The organism is uncultured Ruegeria sp., assembly GCF_947489545.1.
In the GTDB taxonomy this organism is placed as follows: Bacteria; Pseudomonadota; Alphaproteobacteria; order Rhodobacterales; family Rhodobacteraceae; genus Ruegeria.
On record NZ_CANLDZ010000018.1, the window covers coordinates 55,687 to 73,043 of the forward strand.

A 17,357-nucleotide genomic window follows, 5' to 3' on the forward strand; every position below is an offset into this window, starting at 1 on the left:
GTTTATCTCGTTCCCCTTCCCGCAGATTATCCTTTAGAAATCTGCGTCAAATAGGCTTCGGTGAAATCAATCTCTAGTTCCACCCAAAGCGGCATGTGGTCGGAAACCTGCCAGGTTCGCCATTGCCGGTAATATTCTTCACGGGTCAGCATTCGGTCCTTAGCAGGCCAGTTCAAAGTACTGTCCCAACTGTCCATGGGCCGACCAGTTTTCTTGGCGATCTTGTAGTAGTCTTCCCATTTGTCATCGGGAAACAGGCTGGCGAAAAAGTCAAAAGCCCCTGAGTTAGGTTCGCTTGGGCCCAGCATCAGTTCTTCCGGTTTCACTTTGAAGGCGATCTGGTCATACCCCTTACTCTTGGTTACGTTCGTGAGATGATCCATCGGCACAGCCCAGCCGTGACGGATCAGCGGTTCAAATGTTTCGTCTTCCTGGCTGAGAATGTTGAAATCGCCCAGCAAGATGATGTTTTCGCCCGTACGGTCCACCCGCTCAGATAGGAATTCGGCAATTTCGTCAATCTCCCGGACCCGCTCTCTTGTATCCCTGTAATTGCCGTACAGGATATGGACGTTACAAAGGGAAAACTTAAACCATCCGGATTGAAAGGCCGCATAATAGGGCGTGCGGACAAATTGTTTGTGCCCTTCCGACACCACCTGCCCCACGGTGTGATTGAAGCGGACCTTGCGGGTGTCGTAAATGAACGTCATTCGCTCTTCATTGCCGCCCTTGGCCGGGTTAATATCGGTGGTCATGTGGTCCCAAGAAGGTCCGAGAATGTCCATGACCTTCTCCAACGCCCTCAGTGAATTGACTTCCTGAACACTGACAACGTCAAATGCCGAGATGATCTCTGCGATATAATAGTAGGATTCTTCCAGCCGCGGTCCGGGTCTACCGCTGCCGTCGTCTTGCGCGCGCTTGTCCTCATTTCCAAGGTCGCGGATATTCCAGGTTGCCAACAGAAGAGATTTTTTCAGGGTCCGTGTGGGAATCTGTTCCTGCTTTTGTTTTCGAAGTTTAGAAAGATAGTGAATTGTCCGGTTGCGATCCTCTGTATCCCATTTTTTTATCGGGTAGTAAAACGGCATAGATCCCTCCAACAACACCTGTATGTGAGCTTTCAAATCACCTTCGGAAATATTTTTTTCTTTGTACCTATAAGCTTGACCTTGCCATCTGACCAAAATTTGTCAATTTTTATTTAGCGTAGACTGCCTAGCAAAATTATGAGGGATTGCTATGTTACAGGGAGGAACAGCGTCGATTTATGTGTCAGATATTGACCGCGCAATTAACTTCTACACTAAAATTCTAGGACTGAAACTTCGAGTAAAGGTTGATGAAAACTGGGCCGAAATTGATGCTGGCAATGGGCTGGTAATCGGGCTCCATCCAGCCAGTCCACCCAGCACTGTTCCGTCCGGCACTCGCGGTGCTATCGATATAGAACTGCACACCACAAGGCCAATGGAAGAGGTGGTCGGCGCCCTGTCTCAGCGCGGTGCGCACTTCGCCGGCCCCATCAAAAATTACAAGAATGTGCGCATCGCCGCTCTGGAAGACCCGGATCAAAACACAATCATTCTGGCCGAAGTTCTGCCGAGTAATCCCTGAAAACTGGCACTAGAATCTGATTGGTTCTGAGTCATTCACGGAGAAACAGAAACAATATTTTTGGCGTCCGTTAACCTGAAGAATATCAAGTGTTTTGAAGAGGCGTATCTCGACGTCGACGAGCCCGATGGCAACAACCGTAGGGGTATCACCAAGTCGCCCGAGTTTCTTTCCCGCGTTTTCTGCGCTGGATGAAGATACCGGCCAACATGCCACGCCTGATAGGATTTCGATTTCCTCGTGAGATCATCGCCGGTGCCGTCTGGGCTTATCATCGCTTAGCTCTCAGCACGGCTGACGTCGAAGACCTGCTCGCCGAACACAACCTAAATGTGAGCAGGGAGGCGATCCGGCTTTGAGTTAATCGTTATGGTTGGCACTTTGTGGATCGAATTCGGCGGGATCGGCCGCGAACGAACGACAAATGGTATGTGGACGAAGTCGTGATCACGATCCGTGGCGTGAAACAGTGGCTTTGGCGTGCAATCGACGCAGACGGGAACGTGCTCGACATTCTGGTCCAGCCACGTCGGAACCTGCCTAAGTTACAGGGGACAAGTTTAAGTACCTGCTGTCCAGGACTGGATTGCTAATGTCGGGGCAAAGACCGTTTACATCCAGCCAGGATGCCCTTGGGAGAATGGTCACTGTGAAAGCTTCAACGCGCGGTTCCGCGATGAACTCTTTCGGTCTTAGGTAGCAAATGCACCAAATTGCCATCTGGATGACTGGCGAGATCTCGTGTGGAATGGCGGCATGTCGAAACCATTGATTGTTCACACGCTGACAGAGAAGCGGGCCGAGATACTGGGCCAGATTAAAGCATACGAGGCGCAGATTGCACATGCGAAGCACGATCTGGCGCATGTGAACGCAGCGATTGAACTGTTCGCCGCACCTGAACGGCAGCGTGCCCGGTACATTGTGAGCCGTGGGTTCTTCAAGAAGGGCGAGATCGCAGATATCTGCGGCCGCCATCTCGGGGTCGATGTTGAGCTGACCACGAGAGAACTTGCCGAGCGCGTAATGGCGGAGCGTAACCTGGACATCTCAGATGCTGCGCTTAGGAACTCGGTGGTCTTCAAGGTCGTCCAGGCGCTGCGACATGCCAAGCGACGAAAGCTCGTCAGGATGATCGAAAAGAAGAAAGGCATGTGCGTCTGGGATGCCGGCGACGCCGTCACGCTGCGCGCCGTTGCCAATACCCTTTCCACGACCGGCTGACCGAAAAGGGCAAAGAAATATGGTAAAAAAAAGAGCAATGGAACACGCGCAAGAAGTACCATCTTAGGTCGCTTAGTCACCAAAGCGCATGCAAAACGCACTCCCCAAACGACTGTCATAGAGCGCGTCGGTGGAGGGTCAACCCATGGATCAATGCGGAGCGCCGTGACGGGGAAGTTTGTCAGCAACGCTATGGCAAGCGCAATCCTCGCACGACAATGCGCGATGGGTGACTTTCAAAACGTTTCCGAAAACTGAAAGAGCGGTCTATCCGTTGGTGGGCCGCTCTTATTTTGGGTAATTCAATGGAAACAGCTTCAGTCAGTTTTGCGGGCCAATTTCTAGGAACCTATAAAGCGAAACTCAGCTTCAGTAGTGCGTTTTAAGAAGAGCTCAGTATTTGCGAGCAACTTGGCCATAGCTGGTGTATACGTTGCTTCACTGACAGACGGCTGAACGATAACTATGTCCAAACTCAGCTTAGCCTTTCGTGATTTCTCTACAAAGTACGACAGCTTTTTGAGGTCACCCTTTAGTAGTCGTGAAGCCCCTTGTTTAGCCCATTTTTCATGGCGCTTTCTAAGTGAAGTTGCTAGCTTTTGTAACCCTTCATGTTTCACGACGATGGACTTCTGGGCTTGCCCGCAAACCTCATAGAGGTTAGCGATCTGCCCCGAGACCTTACCTCCACTTGCATATTTACAGTGTATCAATGTCAGACGGATTTCGTCTGAGCTCACATCCTTGAGGCCAACAAGATCTGCTGCTTCCCCTGCGCCATCGTCGTTGAAAATCACATCGTGCTCGGCTTCCAAAAGCTCAAAACTACGATATTGTACCGTATCTTGCTTGTTACTCTTCCCCATTGACTCCTGACCCAAGTCAATGCCGCTCCAACTGACAGACTCAAGGCGTTCTGATGGGAAATCATCAGCATTGAGATCGAAGGGGATGTGAAACTTGTTGTAGGAGTACGTGCCGTCAACATAGCGGATCAAAAGCGGATCAACCACCATCTGCTCTTGGAAGTCTCTAAGACGCTCCTTGCTGATCTGAAATTTGATCTCGTCCCCTGCGACAGATTCATGAAAATAGCCGCTAGTCACTTTCTCATCAATTTTGAAGCGAAACTGTGAAGCGTGGTTTTCACTGTAAATCGTGTAGAGGATCGCCCCATCACTCTCGACGCTATCGATGCGTAGGTCAGCCATGAACAACGGCACAGCGAAGCCACCGAAGTGGATCGAAAGATAGTTGGAATATGAGCTCTGCAGATATTCCCCCCATTGGATGGAGATAGGGTGTTCAGCATAGGGAGCCTTGAGGGTTTGCGGTCTCAAGAAGCCAACCGTGATGTTGCTCTTGTCCACACTTGAGTCTTCGAGCTTCTGGAGCGTTCTCGAACACCATTTCATCCAGTCATCGATTGAACCGCTGCTCTGTTGCCAGATTTTTCCTTTCTTTTGCGCCGCTCCCCAGAGAACCTTTTCGCCGTCCTCGTAACCCATGCAAGCGATATTGTTCAGCGCAGACTCTGCTTTCTCGATGCTTGCCAATCCTTCAGTCACATTCGGGCCGAAGTAGGACGTAAAGCTGATAGCACCCAATCGAGAAGAACCAAGATTCTTCGCTAGGGGCAGCTGAACGTTATTGAGAACCCGGAAAATTGGATCTCCGGTGAGAAGTTCCGTTTCGTCTCCGCAGACCGCTTTCGCAACTGAACCCACACGCATCGCATCATAGGAGCTCGAGTTCATAAAGAGCGTTTTGTTTTCCTGATCCCAGTATGCGATCAAAAGCTCATAGGAGCTTTCTTTCAGGCTCTCGTAGCGCCCCCATTTCACCCGATTTTCCAGATATCCAACGACAATGAGCACGTTGTCCGCATCGCTCAACGCATGCCAGTACTGCCCGGAACCTTTCAATACGTCGGCATACGCCAGCGGATTCCAAGCAGTGCACTTTGTATTATAAACTTGCGTTGAGAGATTGGGGTTGAGATTCCACAGCGAGAGCTTTTCGTGAAGCGTTCCGCTCTTCTTGAGCCCTTCGATGACTTCTTGAAGCTGCAACTCTCCTTGAATTTTGTTCTCGCTCAGGCGGCTGATCACTCGATCCCAATCAGCCCCTTCAGAGTAGAGGTCGCTCAAGCTCCTTTCTGCGTTCGTATCGGCGATGTTCACCACCACTGCCGCATCACCTACGTTTTCAGCCTTTCGCGTGAAACGCCCAACAAACTGCAGTGTAACGGCCAGGCTTTTGTGGTTTTCGTGAATTGCTGCGACTTTCAGGTTGGGAAGGTCAAATCCTTCTCCCAACATGTTCACACACACGACTATCCGGGATGTGTCCGGCTCAAGGCTGGTCAGAGAATCAAGTGCCGCTCGATTAATTGGACCGCGACCAGTGCCGGTATAAACGGCTACGGGATGAAACTCCGGGGCAAGTTTCCGGTATATCTGAAGTACCTCTTCAGCTCGCTCCCAGCCTGTTACTCGAGCCATCATGAAATGCTCATGACCCCGTGAAATATCCGAGCGAAGAACTTCTAACGCCCTTTCAGCTATCGCGTAATCGCGGTTTTCGGTTTCTCCAAACTCTTCCACCGTTTCAAGACGGATTGGCTTGTAGTATCCGTCCTTTTGAGCGTCGCTAAGGCGATAATTAAAGATAATCCTGCCGCCAATGTGCTTGCGGTCCTGCCGGAATGGAGTTGCGGTAAACTGCACAACTCTCCGTTTTTCAAACTGGTATTTCACTCGCTGCCAACTTGATGCCGAGACGTGATGGGCCTCATCAACATATAGATCGCTACAGTTCTGACATAGCTTCTCAAAAACAGCGTCACTGCAGGAAGCGAGCGTGTTAGGGAGAGTAACTATGACGTTTGTAGTTTGAAGAATTGCGTCGAGGGCATCCAGACTTTTGATGCCTTCTTTAAGTTTCAGGACGCTTGGATTGAAAGCCCCTGGAACGACGCAACCAATCTCCCTAAGAATTCCGAGGTTTTCAAATTTCTTGGAAATCTGGTTCCTAAGCGCATCGGAAGGAACAAGTACAAGAAGTTTGGGAATTCGTCGATACACCAGGGAAGCCAGCATTGTCTCGGTTTTTCCCGTACCAGTCGGTAAAACAATCGTTGCGGCCTCAAACTCCCCGCCCACAGCAAAGTGCGCAGAGACTGCATGAAGAGATCCAATCTGTGGGCGACGAAGACCAGCGACATCGAGTTCTGAATCGAATTCAGTGAAACTGAAATCACCCGCCCACGAAGCGCAAATTTCACTTGGAGCAAATTGATGCTGCTCTAGTATCCCAGTGCTTTCGAGCTGTAGACCGCCGAGCGTGTCTAACTTATGCCAGTCTTCGATGCCGACTATTGCAAGAACCAACTCTTCTTGCTCGCGCCTTTTCACCCCCTTGGGTCGAAGTAGCATGGTGTCGAAAGGTGGCTTGCAATTGGTAACGATCCGTTTGTAGCTGCTTTGTGGAATATCAAAAATCTCCGCATTAGCTTCAAAACTTTCAAACAGCGTGTGACGAAGGGTTGAAGCACCATACTTCTGGATTTTCGTAGGGAGTGCAGGAACACGGATTGTACCGCGCCAAAGAGGAAACAAATTCATTAACTGGCCTTAAGCTATGCACGCTTAAGTATAGTTGCCAACGATGGTATTGCGCCACCCTATTAAAAATAGTCCGAACATCCTCATGTTGCAGGGACCGAAAATCACGGAATCGAACTTCCGCTTTCACTGATCGAGCAATTTCATGCCGTACTGCGGCTAAGGTCGGCTTCCCGCCCTACCCGGCCGACCATGCACTATGCTCCCGGCTCTTTGAGCTTCAGCCAGTACCGTGTGTATCGGCGTTCGCCAGTACGCGAGAGGGCGCCAACTTCGACAAGTTCTTGTAGATCTCTTGTAGCCGTGGCGCGAGATGTCCCGGAGATTGAAATATAGTTCTCCGCACTCAGGCCACCTTTGAACCCGTCAGGCCCCTCTCGGAACATCCGCTCAATCACCTTGGCCTGTCTTTCATTCAACGCATCGCGATACCGGTCATAGAAATGCGCCTTGGAAATGAAGAAGCCCACGCGTTCAAGAGTGGTTTGCTGCGCTGCGAGAACGACGTCAGCAAACCAGACCAGCCAAGCTGTGACATCCAGTGTCTTCTGGTGCCGCTCTAGCTGGTCGTAGTAGTCTTTCCGCTTTCGCTCGATGGTGAAGGCCAGCGCGATGAGGCTTGGCTGGCCAATACTCTGAGCCAGGGATTTTTCGGCCAGAGCCCGACCCAAACGACCGTTTCCATCTTCGAACGGGTGAATGCTTTCGAAGTAGAGATGGCTGAGACCAGCGCGCGTCAACGCAGGCAGGGGTTCTTCGGCACCCGGCCCGGTCAGATTGAACCAATCGACGTACCGGTCCATCTCATCCGGAACCTGCGCAGATGATGGGGCCTCAAAATGTACGACCGGGCGATCAAGACGCCCCGAGACGATCTGCATGGCATCCTTGTGCTGCCGGTAGGACCCGATAGCCTCCAACCGTTTGTCAAAAGACAAAAGCATCTCGTGCCACCGAAACAGGGTGTCGTGCGTGAGGGGCTCGGCATAGGTCGAATAGACGTCGACCATCATCTCAGCCACACCCTGTTCCCGAGGTTTGTTCGGATAGGTGTCCGGTTCCAATCCGAGATGTCGGCGCAGCGAGGATTGCACACTGCGCCGGTCCAGCATCTCGCCTTCAATTGCGCTGGTTTTCATGGCCTCATCGCTTAAGAGATCGATGCGGAGTTGATCACGCTCGGACGGGTTCACATGGTGGACGGCCCCCAGGACTTCCCCTGATGACAGCAGGAAACGCTGCTCAAGCGTTGCCAGTGCGGCCTCGTCATACCGGAAATCCGGCCAACCGGATATCTGCCAGTTCCATGCCATGAGTTATAGAATTCCCTTCTATAGCTCACAGAATGAGCATTTTTGAGCTATAGAAGTCAATCCTATAACTCAAACACGCGTAAACTCTGCTGTGCATTTGCACGTAAAACCTGCTCTTATCTCCGACTGATTGAAAGTCGGAGCCCGACCGATTGAAAGCGGCCGAAGGTACGTGTCAGAAGAATACTACATATTTCGGACATCAAGAGTCTGACAGCTCCAGCTCCGGCAAGTCCCGCAGGCTCTGCAGATCAAACGTCATCAGAAACGTCTCCGTCGTCACGAAGGTATGCGGCGCGCCCGGCCGTGGTGCCCGCGGTCCACTTGCAATCAGATCCTTGAATCGTAAACGGGCGAGCAGATCGCGGCTGATCTCTTTACCGAAGATGTCCTTGAGACCGGCCCGGTCGATCGGCTGGTGATAGGCGATGGCGCAGAGCACCCCCATTTCCATCTCGGTGAAGGCCAGCGACTGCTCGCCAAGGTCGGCCGCCGCCTTTATGGCATCGGCGAACTGCGTCCTGGTCCGGAACATCCATCCGCCGGCGACTTGAGCCAACTCGTACGGACGGCCGGCCAGCTCGGCCTGGATGTCGTCGATCAACATCTCGACCGAGGCCCCCTGCCCTACCACGCGCGCCAGGTCGTCGCGGCCGACCGGCGATGCACTCGCGAAGAGCACCGCTTCGATCCGGCCCATCCATTCGCGCCAGCGCAGCTCCTGCGGGAGATCGTCGAGCTCCCGGTCAAAGACGGCAACGCCTTTCTCCGCCGGTTTCCGCTTCTTGGTCGCCGTGATCATGGCGCGATCCCGTAGAGCCGGAAGGTCGGTCGCTCCGTCAGTTCCCGCGCCACGCCCAACTCCACCAATCGGTCACAGAACCGCCGCGCAGCACGGGACGTCATGGAGATGTTGGTCCCTTTGATCCTGGGCGATAGCGCCGTCGACGGCGCCACCGCATCCTCTGTCAGAAACAGATTGACCGCCGCCTTCGATCCCTTTGCGCGCAGCGTCGGGGCGACGGAACGAAGGGCTTCCGCGCGACGAGTCAGGTTTCGCGCCAACTGGATCGTCTGCTCGATGGACTCGAGGATCCGCACCTGAACGGCCAGCTCGGCTCCCTCCCTTTCTGCGGTCAGGTCCCGCAGCGCCGTCTTTGTGAGGTGCTGTGCCGAGACCGGTAGCATCTGTTTCTAATTCAGCCCGCCAGCCAGGACGACATCTGAAAGCAGACAGGCGGCGCGCTCCGCCCGATCGTCAGCGTCGAGAACGGCCTGCAAGACGGCCACGCAGCCCGCCAGCGGTCCATGGATCCGGGCCCGCTCCAACCCCACGTCGATCCAGACGCCCACCTCGCCCGCGAAGTCGGCACCGACCAGTTCGGCGATCTCGCCAATCCCGTTCGCACGAAGCCGGACCGACTCGCGCCAGAACGCCAGCAGATCACCATCCGGGCCTCGCGCTTCGCCCGCTGGTGTCAGATGAAAGGCATCCCGGATGTCCGCTTCCTGCGCCAACCGCCCTTCCAGCTTTGAAGTTCCTGTGGCTGCGGTCAGCGCCAATCGATTGGCCAACAGTTTCAACGGCACGCCATGCCGTGGATCGCTTACCAGGTGATCCAGCACCGTCAGCACCGCGCCCGACCGAAAAGCCACAGTTTCAGGGGTTTCGGGCCGCGCCGACATGACCCAGGACGGCATCCGAGGTAGGGTGTCGGTGTCGTCGGAGAGTTCATGGCGGGCGTAGGTCATGCCACAAGACTATCCTGTCACGGCGCTTTCGTCCACAATATGATGTACAAACCGCCCCACCCTAGGGCCCGCCGCTATGTCCAATAATGTTGCATTATCGGACCCAGACTCGCGTGGACAATACAGGTCCAGAATCAGTTATTTTGGAAGACCGCCTCGGCGCCACCACTGTATCTTGAACGTCCGCTTTGGAGGTTGTCTATTAGGACAGCACACCTGCAGCGAAGGTCCGGATTCCGCCATTCATGACGGTATTTTCAATTGCAACAAGGTTCCACCTGAAGTGGGCTACAACGTTCAATTTCGAACCCGCTATCATCGGCCCCGGTCGCTACTACGCCTTTGCGGACGCCAGCCGTTCCATAGCACTCATGAGGGGCATTGCCCGCACTCCCCCCTGCCCCGGCACTTCCCTTTCGTCTGCATAGACAAGTATGCGTTCTGAGACGTCCAATTCTTCTGTCGCGATGTGAAACCCGCGCGTCACCTTGGCAGATGTCGTCCGCTTGATCTCTATGGCCAAGAGGGCGCCTCGGGGAAGCTTCAACATCAAATCCACCTCGGCCCCTGCTGAAGAGCGATAGAAGCTTGCTTCTGTTCCGCGTGGCGCTGCGGCGATCAGGTTTTCGATACAGAAGCCTTCCCAACTGCCGCCGATAACCGGGTGCCCAAGTAGGTCTTCGCGCGTTTCGATACCAAGAAGTGCATGGGCCAGCCCGGAATCGCGGATATAGATCTTGGGAGACTTGACCAAACGCTTTCCGGCATTGGAATGCCAGGGCGGCAAGCGACGCACCAGCATCAGGTCGACCAGCAAGTCAAGATAGCGCGCAACGCTCTGGCCCGATACGCCAAGGTTTCCCGCAAGTTTTGCCGCATTGAGTAACCCGCCCTGTTCATGGGCAAGCATCGTCCAAAACCGGCGCAGTGTTTCCACTGGAATGCGCAACCCTAAAGCCGGAACATCGCGTTCCAGATAGGTGCGGATGAAATCCTCGCGCCATGCCAGGCTGGTCTTGTCGTTCTTGGCAAGGAAGCTATCTGGAAATCCACCCCGCAACCACAGGGTGGATATCGATACCGCTCCGGTTTCCGACAAGATGAAAGGTGTCAGCTCGTGGTAACTGACCCGGCCAGCCAGGGATTCTGCGCTTTGGTGCAAAAGCGTGTTCGAGGCTGACCCCAGCAGCAGGAATTGCCCAGTCCGATGTCCTTGTCTTCGTCGCCGGTCAATTTGACCACGTAATGCCTTAAACAGGCCAGGCATAAGCTGAACCTCATCGATCACCACCAGGCGCCCAACCTGTTCGTCGAGATAAAGGTCAGGCTCTTCGAGTATCTGGCGATCAGCATATCTCTCCATATCAAGATAGACAGCGTCGCGGCTTTCAGCGATGTCCTGCGCGAGCGTTGTCTTCCCGACTTGCCGCGGCCCAAGCAGAACGACGCCCGCCTGGTTCTCCAGAGATGCTTCAACTGATTTTCTATCACCGCGCTCGATCATACCTTGCATTTATTCCATTCAACAGAAGATTTACAAGGTTAAACTTCGATAACCTGTTGCACGTTCGCGCGGTTTGATCCAACTGGTGCTTGTTCTGTAACACTGTTTAGGAATGTCCAGTGATCGACTTCGAAGGTACTCATTACCCAAAATCTATGATCCTGTTCGCGGTCTATTTCTACGTCCGGTACGGCGTCTCGTACTGCGACCTGGAAGAAATTATAGCGGAACGCGGGGTGATGGTTGATCATGCTACTCTGAACCGCTGGGTCGTGAAATATTCACCTGAGGCCGCTCGCGATGCGCAGAAACGGAAGGCAAAAACCGCTGAATCTTGGCGTATGGACGAAACCTACGTCAAAGTTCGCAGTGAATGGGTGTACTTGTAACGTGCGGTGGATCGCGACGGGCAAACCCTTGATTTCATGCTTTCAGAGAAGCGCGACACGAAGGTCGCAAAGAAGTTCTTCGCCAATGCTTTGTTCAACAATGGCATTCCGAAACGGACCACCATCGACAAAAGCAGAAGCAACGCGGCCGGGATCAAGGAGGTGAACAAGATCTTCAAGCGATTGCAGATACCGGTCAAGATCGACACAGTCAGATCAAGGCACCTGAACAACATAATCGAGCAGGATCACCGATTCATCAAACGGCTCACGAGGCCGATGCTCGGCTTCAAAAGCTTTACCTCAGCAGCGGCGACACTTGCGGGGATCGAGGCAGCCAACATGATCCGAAAGGGGCAGCTTGGCCAGCTGAAGTGTGGTTTTCGTCAGTTTGCTGAGCTCGCGGGATAACTCCGTCCAGACAAGTTTCTCGCTCTGATCCATGAAAAAATTTGCGACAAAGCCCGAATTCCACAATGCCCAACCTAGTAATTCAACCAATAGATGGTTGAACGTCCACCAGCCTCAGAGCGTTTCAATACACCTGCAGCTTCCAATGTGTTTAAATCTCTGGTCGTTGTGGCCGTCGATGCACCGCTGATCTTGCGGTATGCCTTGGCACCAATACCAAGATCGACACGTGAAGGACCCTGTTCAAGCAGCTTACGCAGGACAAGCTCCTGGCGTTCGTTGAGCTTTGTTGCAAATAGCAGAAAGAAGCGATTACGCCGCAAGATGAACTTCGCTTCTTCCCGAGCAAAACCTGCCGCGTTTTCCAATGTTTGCAAAAACCAGATGACGAACTCGGTTGCGTCGATAGCCCCCCTACCCTCTTTCCGGCCAGCCTGTAGCGCGTGATAATACGCTTTCTTGTCCCGCTCGACCTGACGTGAGAACGAGAAAGACAATGCACTGCGTTGCGCAAAAACAAATTCAATTTCCGCCCTTTGTTCAGAATCTAGCGATCAAACAACAGAGTAGGTTCAGTTGCCTGCCCGCTTGACGCCACCAATTTTAAGCTCCTGATTTCAGTATTCAGCGCCCTGTCGGGTATCCCATAGACGCAGAATTTCTATCTGGGTGGGCATTACACGATAGATCAGCGTGAATGGGGTTCGCGGCACTGAAAGCTCCCGCATGTCTCGGCGTGTGTCACTCGGGTGACCTGCATAAGGGTTGGCTGCAAGAGTAAGCTGAATGGCTTTGAGCTGAGCTCGTGCCCTTTCGCTGCCTTCAGGAAAAACTGACGTGTAGTAGTAACGGAACCATTGAATGTCCCGGGCCGTATCTTCGAGAAATACAATCTTCATTGGCTATTGGATTGCCCGCTTGCTACCGGAGCCGAAAGTTCATTCTCGGTATCCCAGCTGTCTATCCAGGCATTCATTTCGTCTGCCGTGATGAACATGCCTTGGTCTGCTTTTTCAACAGCCGCATCAATGGCTGCACGTTTAGCGGCCTTGGATTCTAACATCATTCTAATTGCCCGTACGGCGAGTTGTGCAGGCGGTCGATCTTCGATCGCAGCTTCCCGTTCCAGGGTCTTTCTCAGGTCTTCATCGAGACGGATTGAATATGGGCTGGTACTCATCGCAATCACCTGTTTCCGCAGTGTAGTACAATGTAATACATTGGCAGTCAATTCACAATAGACCGATGGCATGAACTACATCTGTTGTTCTGAACTCATGAGCGTGAGGAGATATCATGGGTATGGCCTGCACTGCCGCGGACTTTTGAACTATGCGCCAACAATGCGGTTGGTTGCATATCTCCCCGATCGATTTTCGAGATCAGTGAGATCAAATAAGCTTGGTGAGATTTTATATTCTCAGCTCGTTGAAAAATATATCCGAGCACCATGAAACGGAGAGCTGGGCCATATGTCGATTTCATAGCATACCAGGTCTGACCAAATCGTAAGTACTCGGCGATATCGTCCATAAGCCGGTCACAATGTGACTGATCCCGGGCAAAGCGAAGTTCCGAGCACAAACGTGGAAAGCTGCGCTCCATTTGATCTGGAGAAACTTGAACATGAGAGTGTTTTTCTTTCTTAACTATCGGATTCAAAGAGTCCTCTTTGTGCCCCTCAATTTTATGGTCATAGGCCCTCATTTTTTCGGTATGAGCCGGTGTTATCTCTGAGATTTCCACAGAGATTTCAGCCAGAAGTTTCCGGAGGACACGCGCATCCGGCTTACGGCGCAGCGCATTGCGCACGGAGGTCATCAAATCTGTGATAGAGCCACCGTCTGCTACAAGCTCTTTCAGACGAGCCAGAGCGGCCGATACCTTGTCGCGGAGTAACGTGAATTCGAGAACGCGGTCAGCATGCTTCTGGGCTTCCTGGAGGAACTCAGCATGCCTTTCAGACAATGGCATCAGGGAAAGACCGGTCGCTGTGACCACCCTGCCCTGTCGGTCTCGGCGTGCCCAACGTTTACCATTTGAGCTCATTACGCGTCGGACAATCCCAAGCTTGGCCAGAGTCGAGATATGACGTTCAACAGTTGGAACGCTGACATGGGCTCGTTTGGCAATCGCGGCGTTGGATGCGAAGCAGATATGCTCATCATCCTGATCGACTGAAATCTGATCTCCTTGCAAAAAGGAAATCATTGCTTTTAGGACGTTGAGAGAAGTGGACTTCAGCCCAAGCGGCTCTCTCGCCTCTTCAACGGCTCGAAGAAGAATCCATTTCTTGGGCGTATAAGTCCCCTGCCCTGTCGCGCTCGACAAGGTTGCTCCATTTGGAGCCAATGTTTGTAGTGTTTTCATTGGTTTTTGTCAGCAGACAAAGAAAACCTGTTCACCCAGAGGCGTTTTTTGTTGTTTCGTGATTCGCGGGCTGTTAGGGTTTAGGTGTCAAATCTATAACCACTAGTTGGTTTTCAGCCCTCGGAGCCTTAGGTTTCGGGGGTTTCTTTTTGCTTCCTCCTTTTGCTCGTTGCCTCATGTAGAGTTAACAGTTGTTAACTCGCTTTTTCCCCGGCGCCTTCTTTGAAACGCTCGTAGGATTCCTGAATAAATTGACCAAGGTTTTCCTCAAGCCAACGCGCATAGGCTTCATTCTCCCCTGATCTTTTGATCGTCATGTTCACTGTGGAATTGCTGGTTTTGATGACAACGTCTGGTGCCGGTCGGACTTCTTGTGCCTCTTTCTTAGGGGTCAAGCTACCTAAGAGCCCGTTCAATCGATCGTCAGAATCAGATGCGTTGAGCTTTTCCAGAATTTTCTTTGCACTAACCGCTGTTATTGCCTTCTTTCGCAGTGTTTCAGCGAGAGCAGTCCATTTCGGGCGGCCAGACTTTGGCGCCGGCCCAATCATATCCCCGAGATCGTCAGGAATGTCGTTGGTGATCCGCTCCAATTGCGACAGTGTATTCTTGGATATCGCAAGTGCTGTGATCGCTTCCGAACGGTCATATCCCTGGTTGAGAATTTCGCGGGCGAACCGAGCCCTCTCATAATAACTGAGATCAACACGGGAAGAGTTCTCCAAACCTTTCGCCTGAAGCGCTTCTTTGTCATCGAGAGTCCGTACCAGCGCGCGTACAGGCTGGTTTAGATGCTGACAGGCCAGGATGCGACGGCGGCCGTAAATAACCTCGAAGTGACCATCTACCTCTTCGGAAGGGCGCAAGAGGACCGGAACCTGTTGGCCGCCTGCTTCATTGATGCTTTTGGCTAGTTCTAGAACAGCTGCATCGACGTTCGGCTCGGCTTTTGAGTTAACAGGTGTTAACTCCACTCCAAGCCTGTCCTTCGGACCCCAAGGCAATATGAGCGAGGTATCGATTTCTTGGATTCCGCCGGCTCCAACACGGACGGAAGCTATGGTGCCTCGTGGAAGCGCGGCATTGGCACGCTCGGTTTTCGTAGGCGGAATGGGCGGGTTTCCGGCTGCCGCCGCAATCGCTGCAGCCATGCTGGTTTTGTTTTGTTTAAGTGCCATTTCAACGGCCCCACGCGGTTTGAATCATGTTCGAGACTTCGTGCCCAACGGCATCCATACTTGATCGGGCGCGGTCATAGGTTGACCGTGTCATTTCTGATCGAACAACTTCGTACATTGTCATTTTCAGCATCGCGGCATCGGCAATCGCCGTGCTTCGCAGCGCAGTTGCTCCGATCACCCGATCCTGAAACAGTGCCCGCATCAGACTTACAATTTGCTGTGATGGGGTATCCGAGGGGTCGTCCCGTGTTATGAGGAACCGGAAATTGTCATGGTCAATCGGAATCCCGGAGTTCTCAAACTCTTCCAAGTATGCCGAAGTCATTTCAAGAAACTGCTGCGTGGAGGCCACGTCCAACATGCTCGGTGTCAGCGGCACGATCACGGATGTCGCCGCAAACAATCCTGCCAGCGTCAAGAAACCCAATGAAGGCGGGCTATCGATAATGACTACATCATAGTTTGCGTCGACTTCTCCGATTGCGCTGGCAATTCGATTATAGAAGGGAACGCCTTTTCGGGCGTAGACAGCGGTTTCCGTTTCAAACTCTGACAGGATCAACTGGGCAGGGGAAAGATCCAAGCCAGGGAAGTAAGTGGTCCGGATGCACTCGGACATCGGAACTGGGTCCTCGTAGCGCAGAGCATCATAGATTGAATTCCCCTCAAACTCGATTTCTGGCTGAATTCCGCAGAATCCGGTCAAACTGCCTTGTGGGTCTAGGTCGATAGCCAGAACGCGATAGCCTTGAAGCGCAAGATAGTGGCAAAGGTGAATGGCTGAGGTGGATTTTGCACTACCACCCTTGAAGTTCATGAGTTGAATAACCTGAAGCTGGTCGGCATCGCGACGGCCGGGAAGGTACTTTCCGGGTTTTCTGGAACTGCCTTCAAGGATCTGGCGCATCGCTTTGATTTCGGCTCCGGAGTAAAAGCGACGGCCGTTCTTGTTGACTTCCGGCTCTGGAAGAGAGCCCTCAGCATGGCCCTTTCGCAAGAACTGTCCGGTTGTGCCAAACAGGTCGGCAACCTCTGTCGCGCTGAAGAGGCGGAGGGTCTTTGACAACTCAGGAGAATACGCCTGAGTTAAGTGGGTCGTCAGTGCGACTTGTAGACGATCAGAGATTTCACGTGTAACGTGAGACTGCGTCGTCGCAGCAATTGGTGTGGTTTGTAGCATAGTTGCAGTTTTCCTGCTCATTTTTGTTTGGTTGCGCAACTTGAGTACATTTAGGCACTCGTATTCCGATTCATGTCAAGAGAAAAATCAATAACTTGTGGGTCGCTACGAAGCCAGCACAAGCGCTCTGAAGTTAACAGCTGTTAACTCACGTCTCCATTGGGTGCTTAAGAAGCGCTTGGAGGTTGCATGGTTACAGTAAAAGTTTGGCTTCGAAGTTCGAGTTCAGAGGGTTACCTGACGTCGACCACTTTGTCCTTATAGCCAAGCGAAATCCTGTCAGAAATACTGCAATGCGCTCAGTTTGCTCAATTTGCAGATGACTAAATCAAATGAGTGTTGAGCCTCACGCCGCTCAAAAACCGAATTGGTGGGGATTCTTGATAGGTGCCGGCAAGTTCACTGACTTGCCAGGGCGGGGCGCCGTCCAGCGCGGCTTGGGTCAGGAAACCCTAACGCAGCCAATGCGGTGAGGTATAATCCTTCGTAGTCCTGTCACCTTCAGTCGGTGTTTGACGATCTTGGCGATGGCGTCCAGGTTGAGGCGGCGTTTCCGCATCCAGCCAGATTTCGAGACCGAGTGAAACAGGGGGTTGTCCTCGATCTGACCCACTTTGATCCAATGCACCAACGGCTTCGCTGCGCGGCCCTTGCACACCAACCGTGGATTCTTGTCTTTTTGGGCGGTCTCAACTACCAGCAGCGACAAATAAATTATGTATTTCTCGTTGAATTCCTTCAGCGACACATCCCCCAAAAAGATCCCGCCGATCACCGAACGCTGCCG

At 52.7% G+C, this 17,357-nt stretch carries 13 protein-coding genes and 4 pseudogenes; 5 read left to right on the forward strand and 12 right to left on the reverse strand.

Annotation, left to right across the window (positions count from 1 at the left end):
• Positions 1-26 precede the first annotated feature (26 nt).
• Positions 27-1,094 (reverse strand): endonuclease/exonuclease/phosphatase family protein, encoded by a 1,068-nt coding sequence (locus tag Q1B13_RS20425; protein ID WP_299084027.1) that lies wholly within the window; start codon positions 1,092-1,094, stop codon positions 27-29.
• A 181-nt stretch (positions 1,095-1,275) separates the two neighbouring features.
• On the opposite strand from Q1B13_RS20425, the gene Q1B13_RS20430 reads away from it, so the two are divergent.
• From Q1B13_RS20430 to Q1B13_RS20445, 4 genes and pseudogenes are all read left to right on the forward strand, one after another.
• Positions 1,276-1,620 (forward strand): VOC family protein, encoded by a 345-nt coding sequence (locus Q1B13_RS20430; protein WP_299800349.1) that lies wholly within the window; start codon positions 1,276-1,278, stop codon positions 1,618-1,620.
• A 191-nt stretch (positions 1,621-1,811) separates the two neighbouring features.
• A pseudogene (locus Q1B13_RS20435) lies at positions 1,812-2,156 on the forward strand (transposase); the annotation flags it as partial.
• Positions 2,157-2,190: 34 nt separating this feature from the next.
• Positions 2,191-2,304 (forward strand): annotated as a pseudogene (locus Q1B13_RS20440) (integrase core domain-containing protein); the annotation flags it as partial.
• Positions 2,305-2,376: 72 nt separating this feature from the next.
• Positions 2,377-2,844 carry a hypothetical protein gene (locus Q1B13_RS20445; RefSeq protein WP_299084033.1) on the forward strand — a complete coding sequence of 156 codons (468 nt, stop codon included), beginning with the start codon at positions 2,377-2,379 and terminating at the stop codon, positions 2,842-2,844.
• A 341-nt stretch (positions 2,845-3,185) separates the two neighbouring features.
• Here Q1B13_RS20445 and Q1B13_RS20450 read toward each other — a convergent pair whose 3' ends face one another.
• The 5 genes and pseudogenes from Q1B13_RS20450 to Q1B13_RS20470 all read right to left on the reverse strand — a co-directional run bounded on the left by Q1B13_RS20450 (position 3,186) and on the right by Q1B13_RS20470 (position 11,048).
• Positions 3,186-6,470, reverse strand: a complete 3,285-nt coding sequence (locus Q1B13_RS20450) for a DEAD/DEAH box helicase family protein (protein ID WP_299084035.1) — start codon at positions 6,468-6,470, stop codon at positions 3,186-3,188.
• A gap of 197 nt (positions 6,471-6,667) precedes the next feature.
• Positions 6,668-7,783: a Fic family protein gene (locus tag Q1B13_RS20455; RefSeq protein ID WP_299084037.1), complete on the reverse strand. Its 1,116-nt coding sequence runs from the start codon at positions 7,781-7,783 to the stop codon at positions 6,668-6,670.
• Positions 7,784-7,985: 202 nt separating this feature from the next.
• Positions 7,986-8,585 carry an SMC-Scp complex subunit ScpB gene (locus Q1B13_RS20460; protein WP_299084040.1) on the reverse strand — a complete coding sequence of 200 codons (600 nt, stop codon included), beginning with the start codon at positions 8,583-8,585 and terminating at the stop codon, positions 7,986-7,988.
• Positions 8,582-9,535 (reverse strand): annotated as a pseudogene (locus Q1B13_RS20465) (DUF1403 family protein). The gene Q1B13_RS20460 and the pseudogene Q1B13_RS20465 overlap by 4 nt, the downstream one beginning before the upstream one ends.
• A 334-nt stretch (positions 9,536-9,869) precedes the next feature.
• Positions 9,870-11,048, reverse strand: a complete 1,179-nt coding sequence (locus Q1B13_RS20470; RefSeq protein WP_299084042.1) for an ATP-binding protein — start codon at positions 11,046-11,048, stop codon at positions 9,870-9,872.
• Between the two features lie 110 nt (positions 11,049-11,158).
• Between Q1B13_RS20470 and Q1B13_RS20475 the strand changes: the two are divergent.
• Positions 11,159-11,839 (forward strand): annotated as a pseudogene (locus tag Q1B13_RS20475) (IS6 family transposase).
• Between the two features lie 74 nt (positions 11,840-11,913).
• Here Q1B13_RS20475 and Q1B13_RS20480 read toward each other — a convergent pair.
• From Q1B13_RS20480 to repA, 6 genes are all read right to left on the reverse strand, one after another.
• Positions 11,914-12,336, reverse strand: a complete 423-nt coding sequence (locus tag Q1B13_RS20480; RefSeq protein WP_299800353.1) for a hypothetical protein — start codon at positions 12,334-12,336, stop codon at positions 11,914-11,916.
• A 120-nt stretch (positions 12,337-12,456) separates the two neighbouring features.
• A complete protein-coding gene (locus tag Q1B13_RS20485; RefSeq protein WP_299084047.1) occupies positions 12,457-12,738 on the reverse strand; it encodes a type II toxin-antitoxin system RelE/ParE family toxin in 282 nt (93 codons plus the stop codon).
• Positions 12,735-13,091: a hypothetical protein gene (locus tag Q1B13_RS20490; protein WP_298937421.1), complete on the reverse strand. Its 357-nt coding sequence runs from the start codon at positions 13,089-13,091 to the stop codon at positions 12,735-12,737. Before Q1B13_RS20490 ends, Q1B13_RS20485 begins: the two co-directional genes overlap by 4 nt.
• A 23-nt stretch (positions 13,092-13,114) precedes the next feature.
• A complete protein-coding gene (locus tag Q1B13_RS20495; RefSeq protein WP_299084050.1) occupies positions 13,115-14,209 on the reverse strand; it encodes a helix-turn-helix domain-containing protein in 1,095 nt (364 codons plus the stop codon).
• Between the two features lie 194 nt (positions 14,210-14,403).
• Complete coding sequence (gene repB, locus Q1B13_RS20500; protein WP_299084053.1) at positions 14,404-15,387, reverse strand: plasmid partitioning protein RepB; 984 nt, start codon at positions 15,385-15,387, stop codon at positions 14,404-14,406.
• Between the two features lies 1 nt (position 15,388).
• Entirely contained in the window at positions 15,389-16,570 is a 1,182-nt protein-coding gene (repA, locus tag Q1B13_RS20505; RefSeq protein ID WP_299084055.1) for a plasmid partitioning protein RepA, read from the reverse strand.
• Between the last annotated feature and the right edge of the window lie 787 nt (positions 16,571-17,357).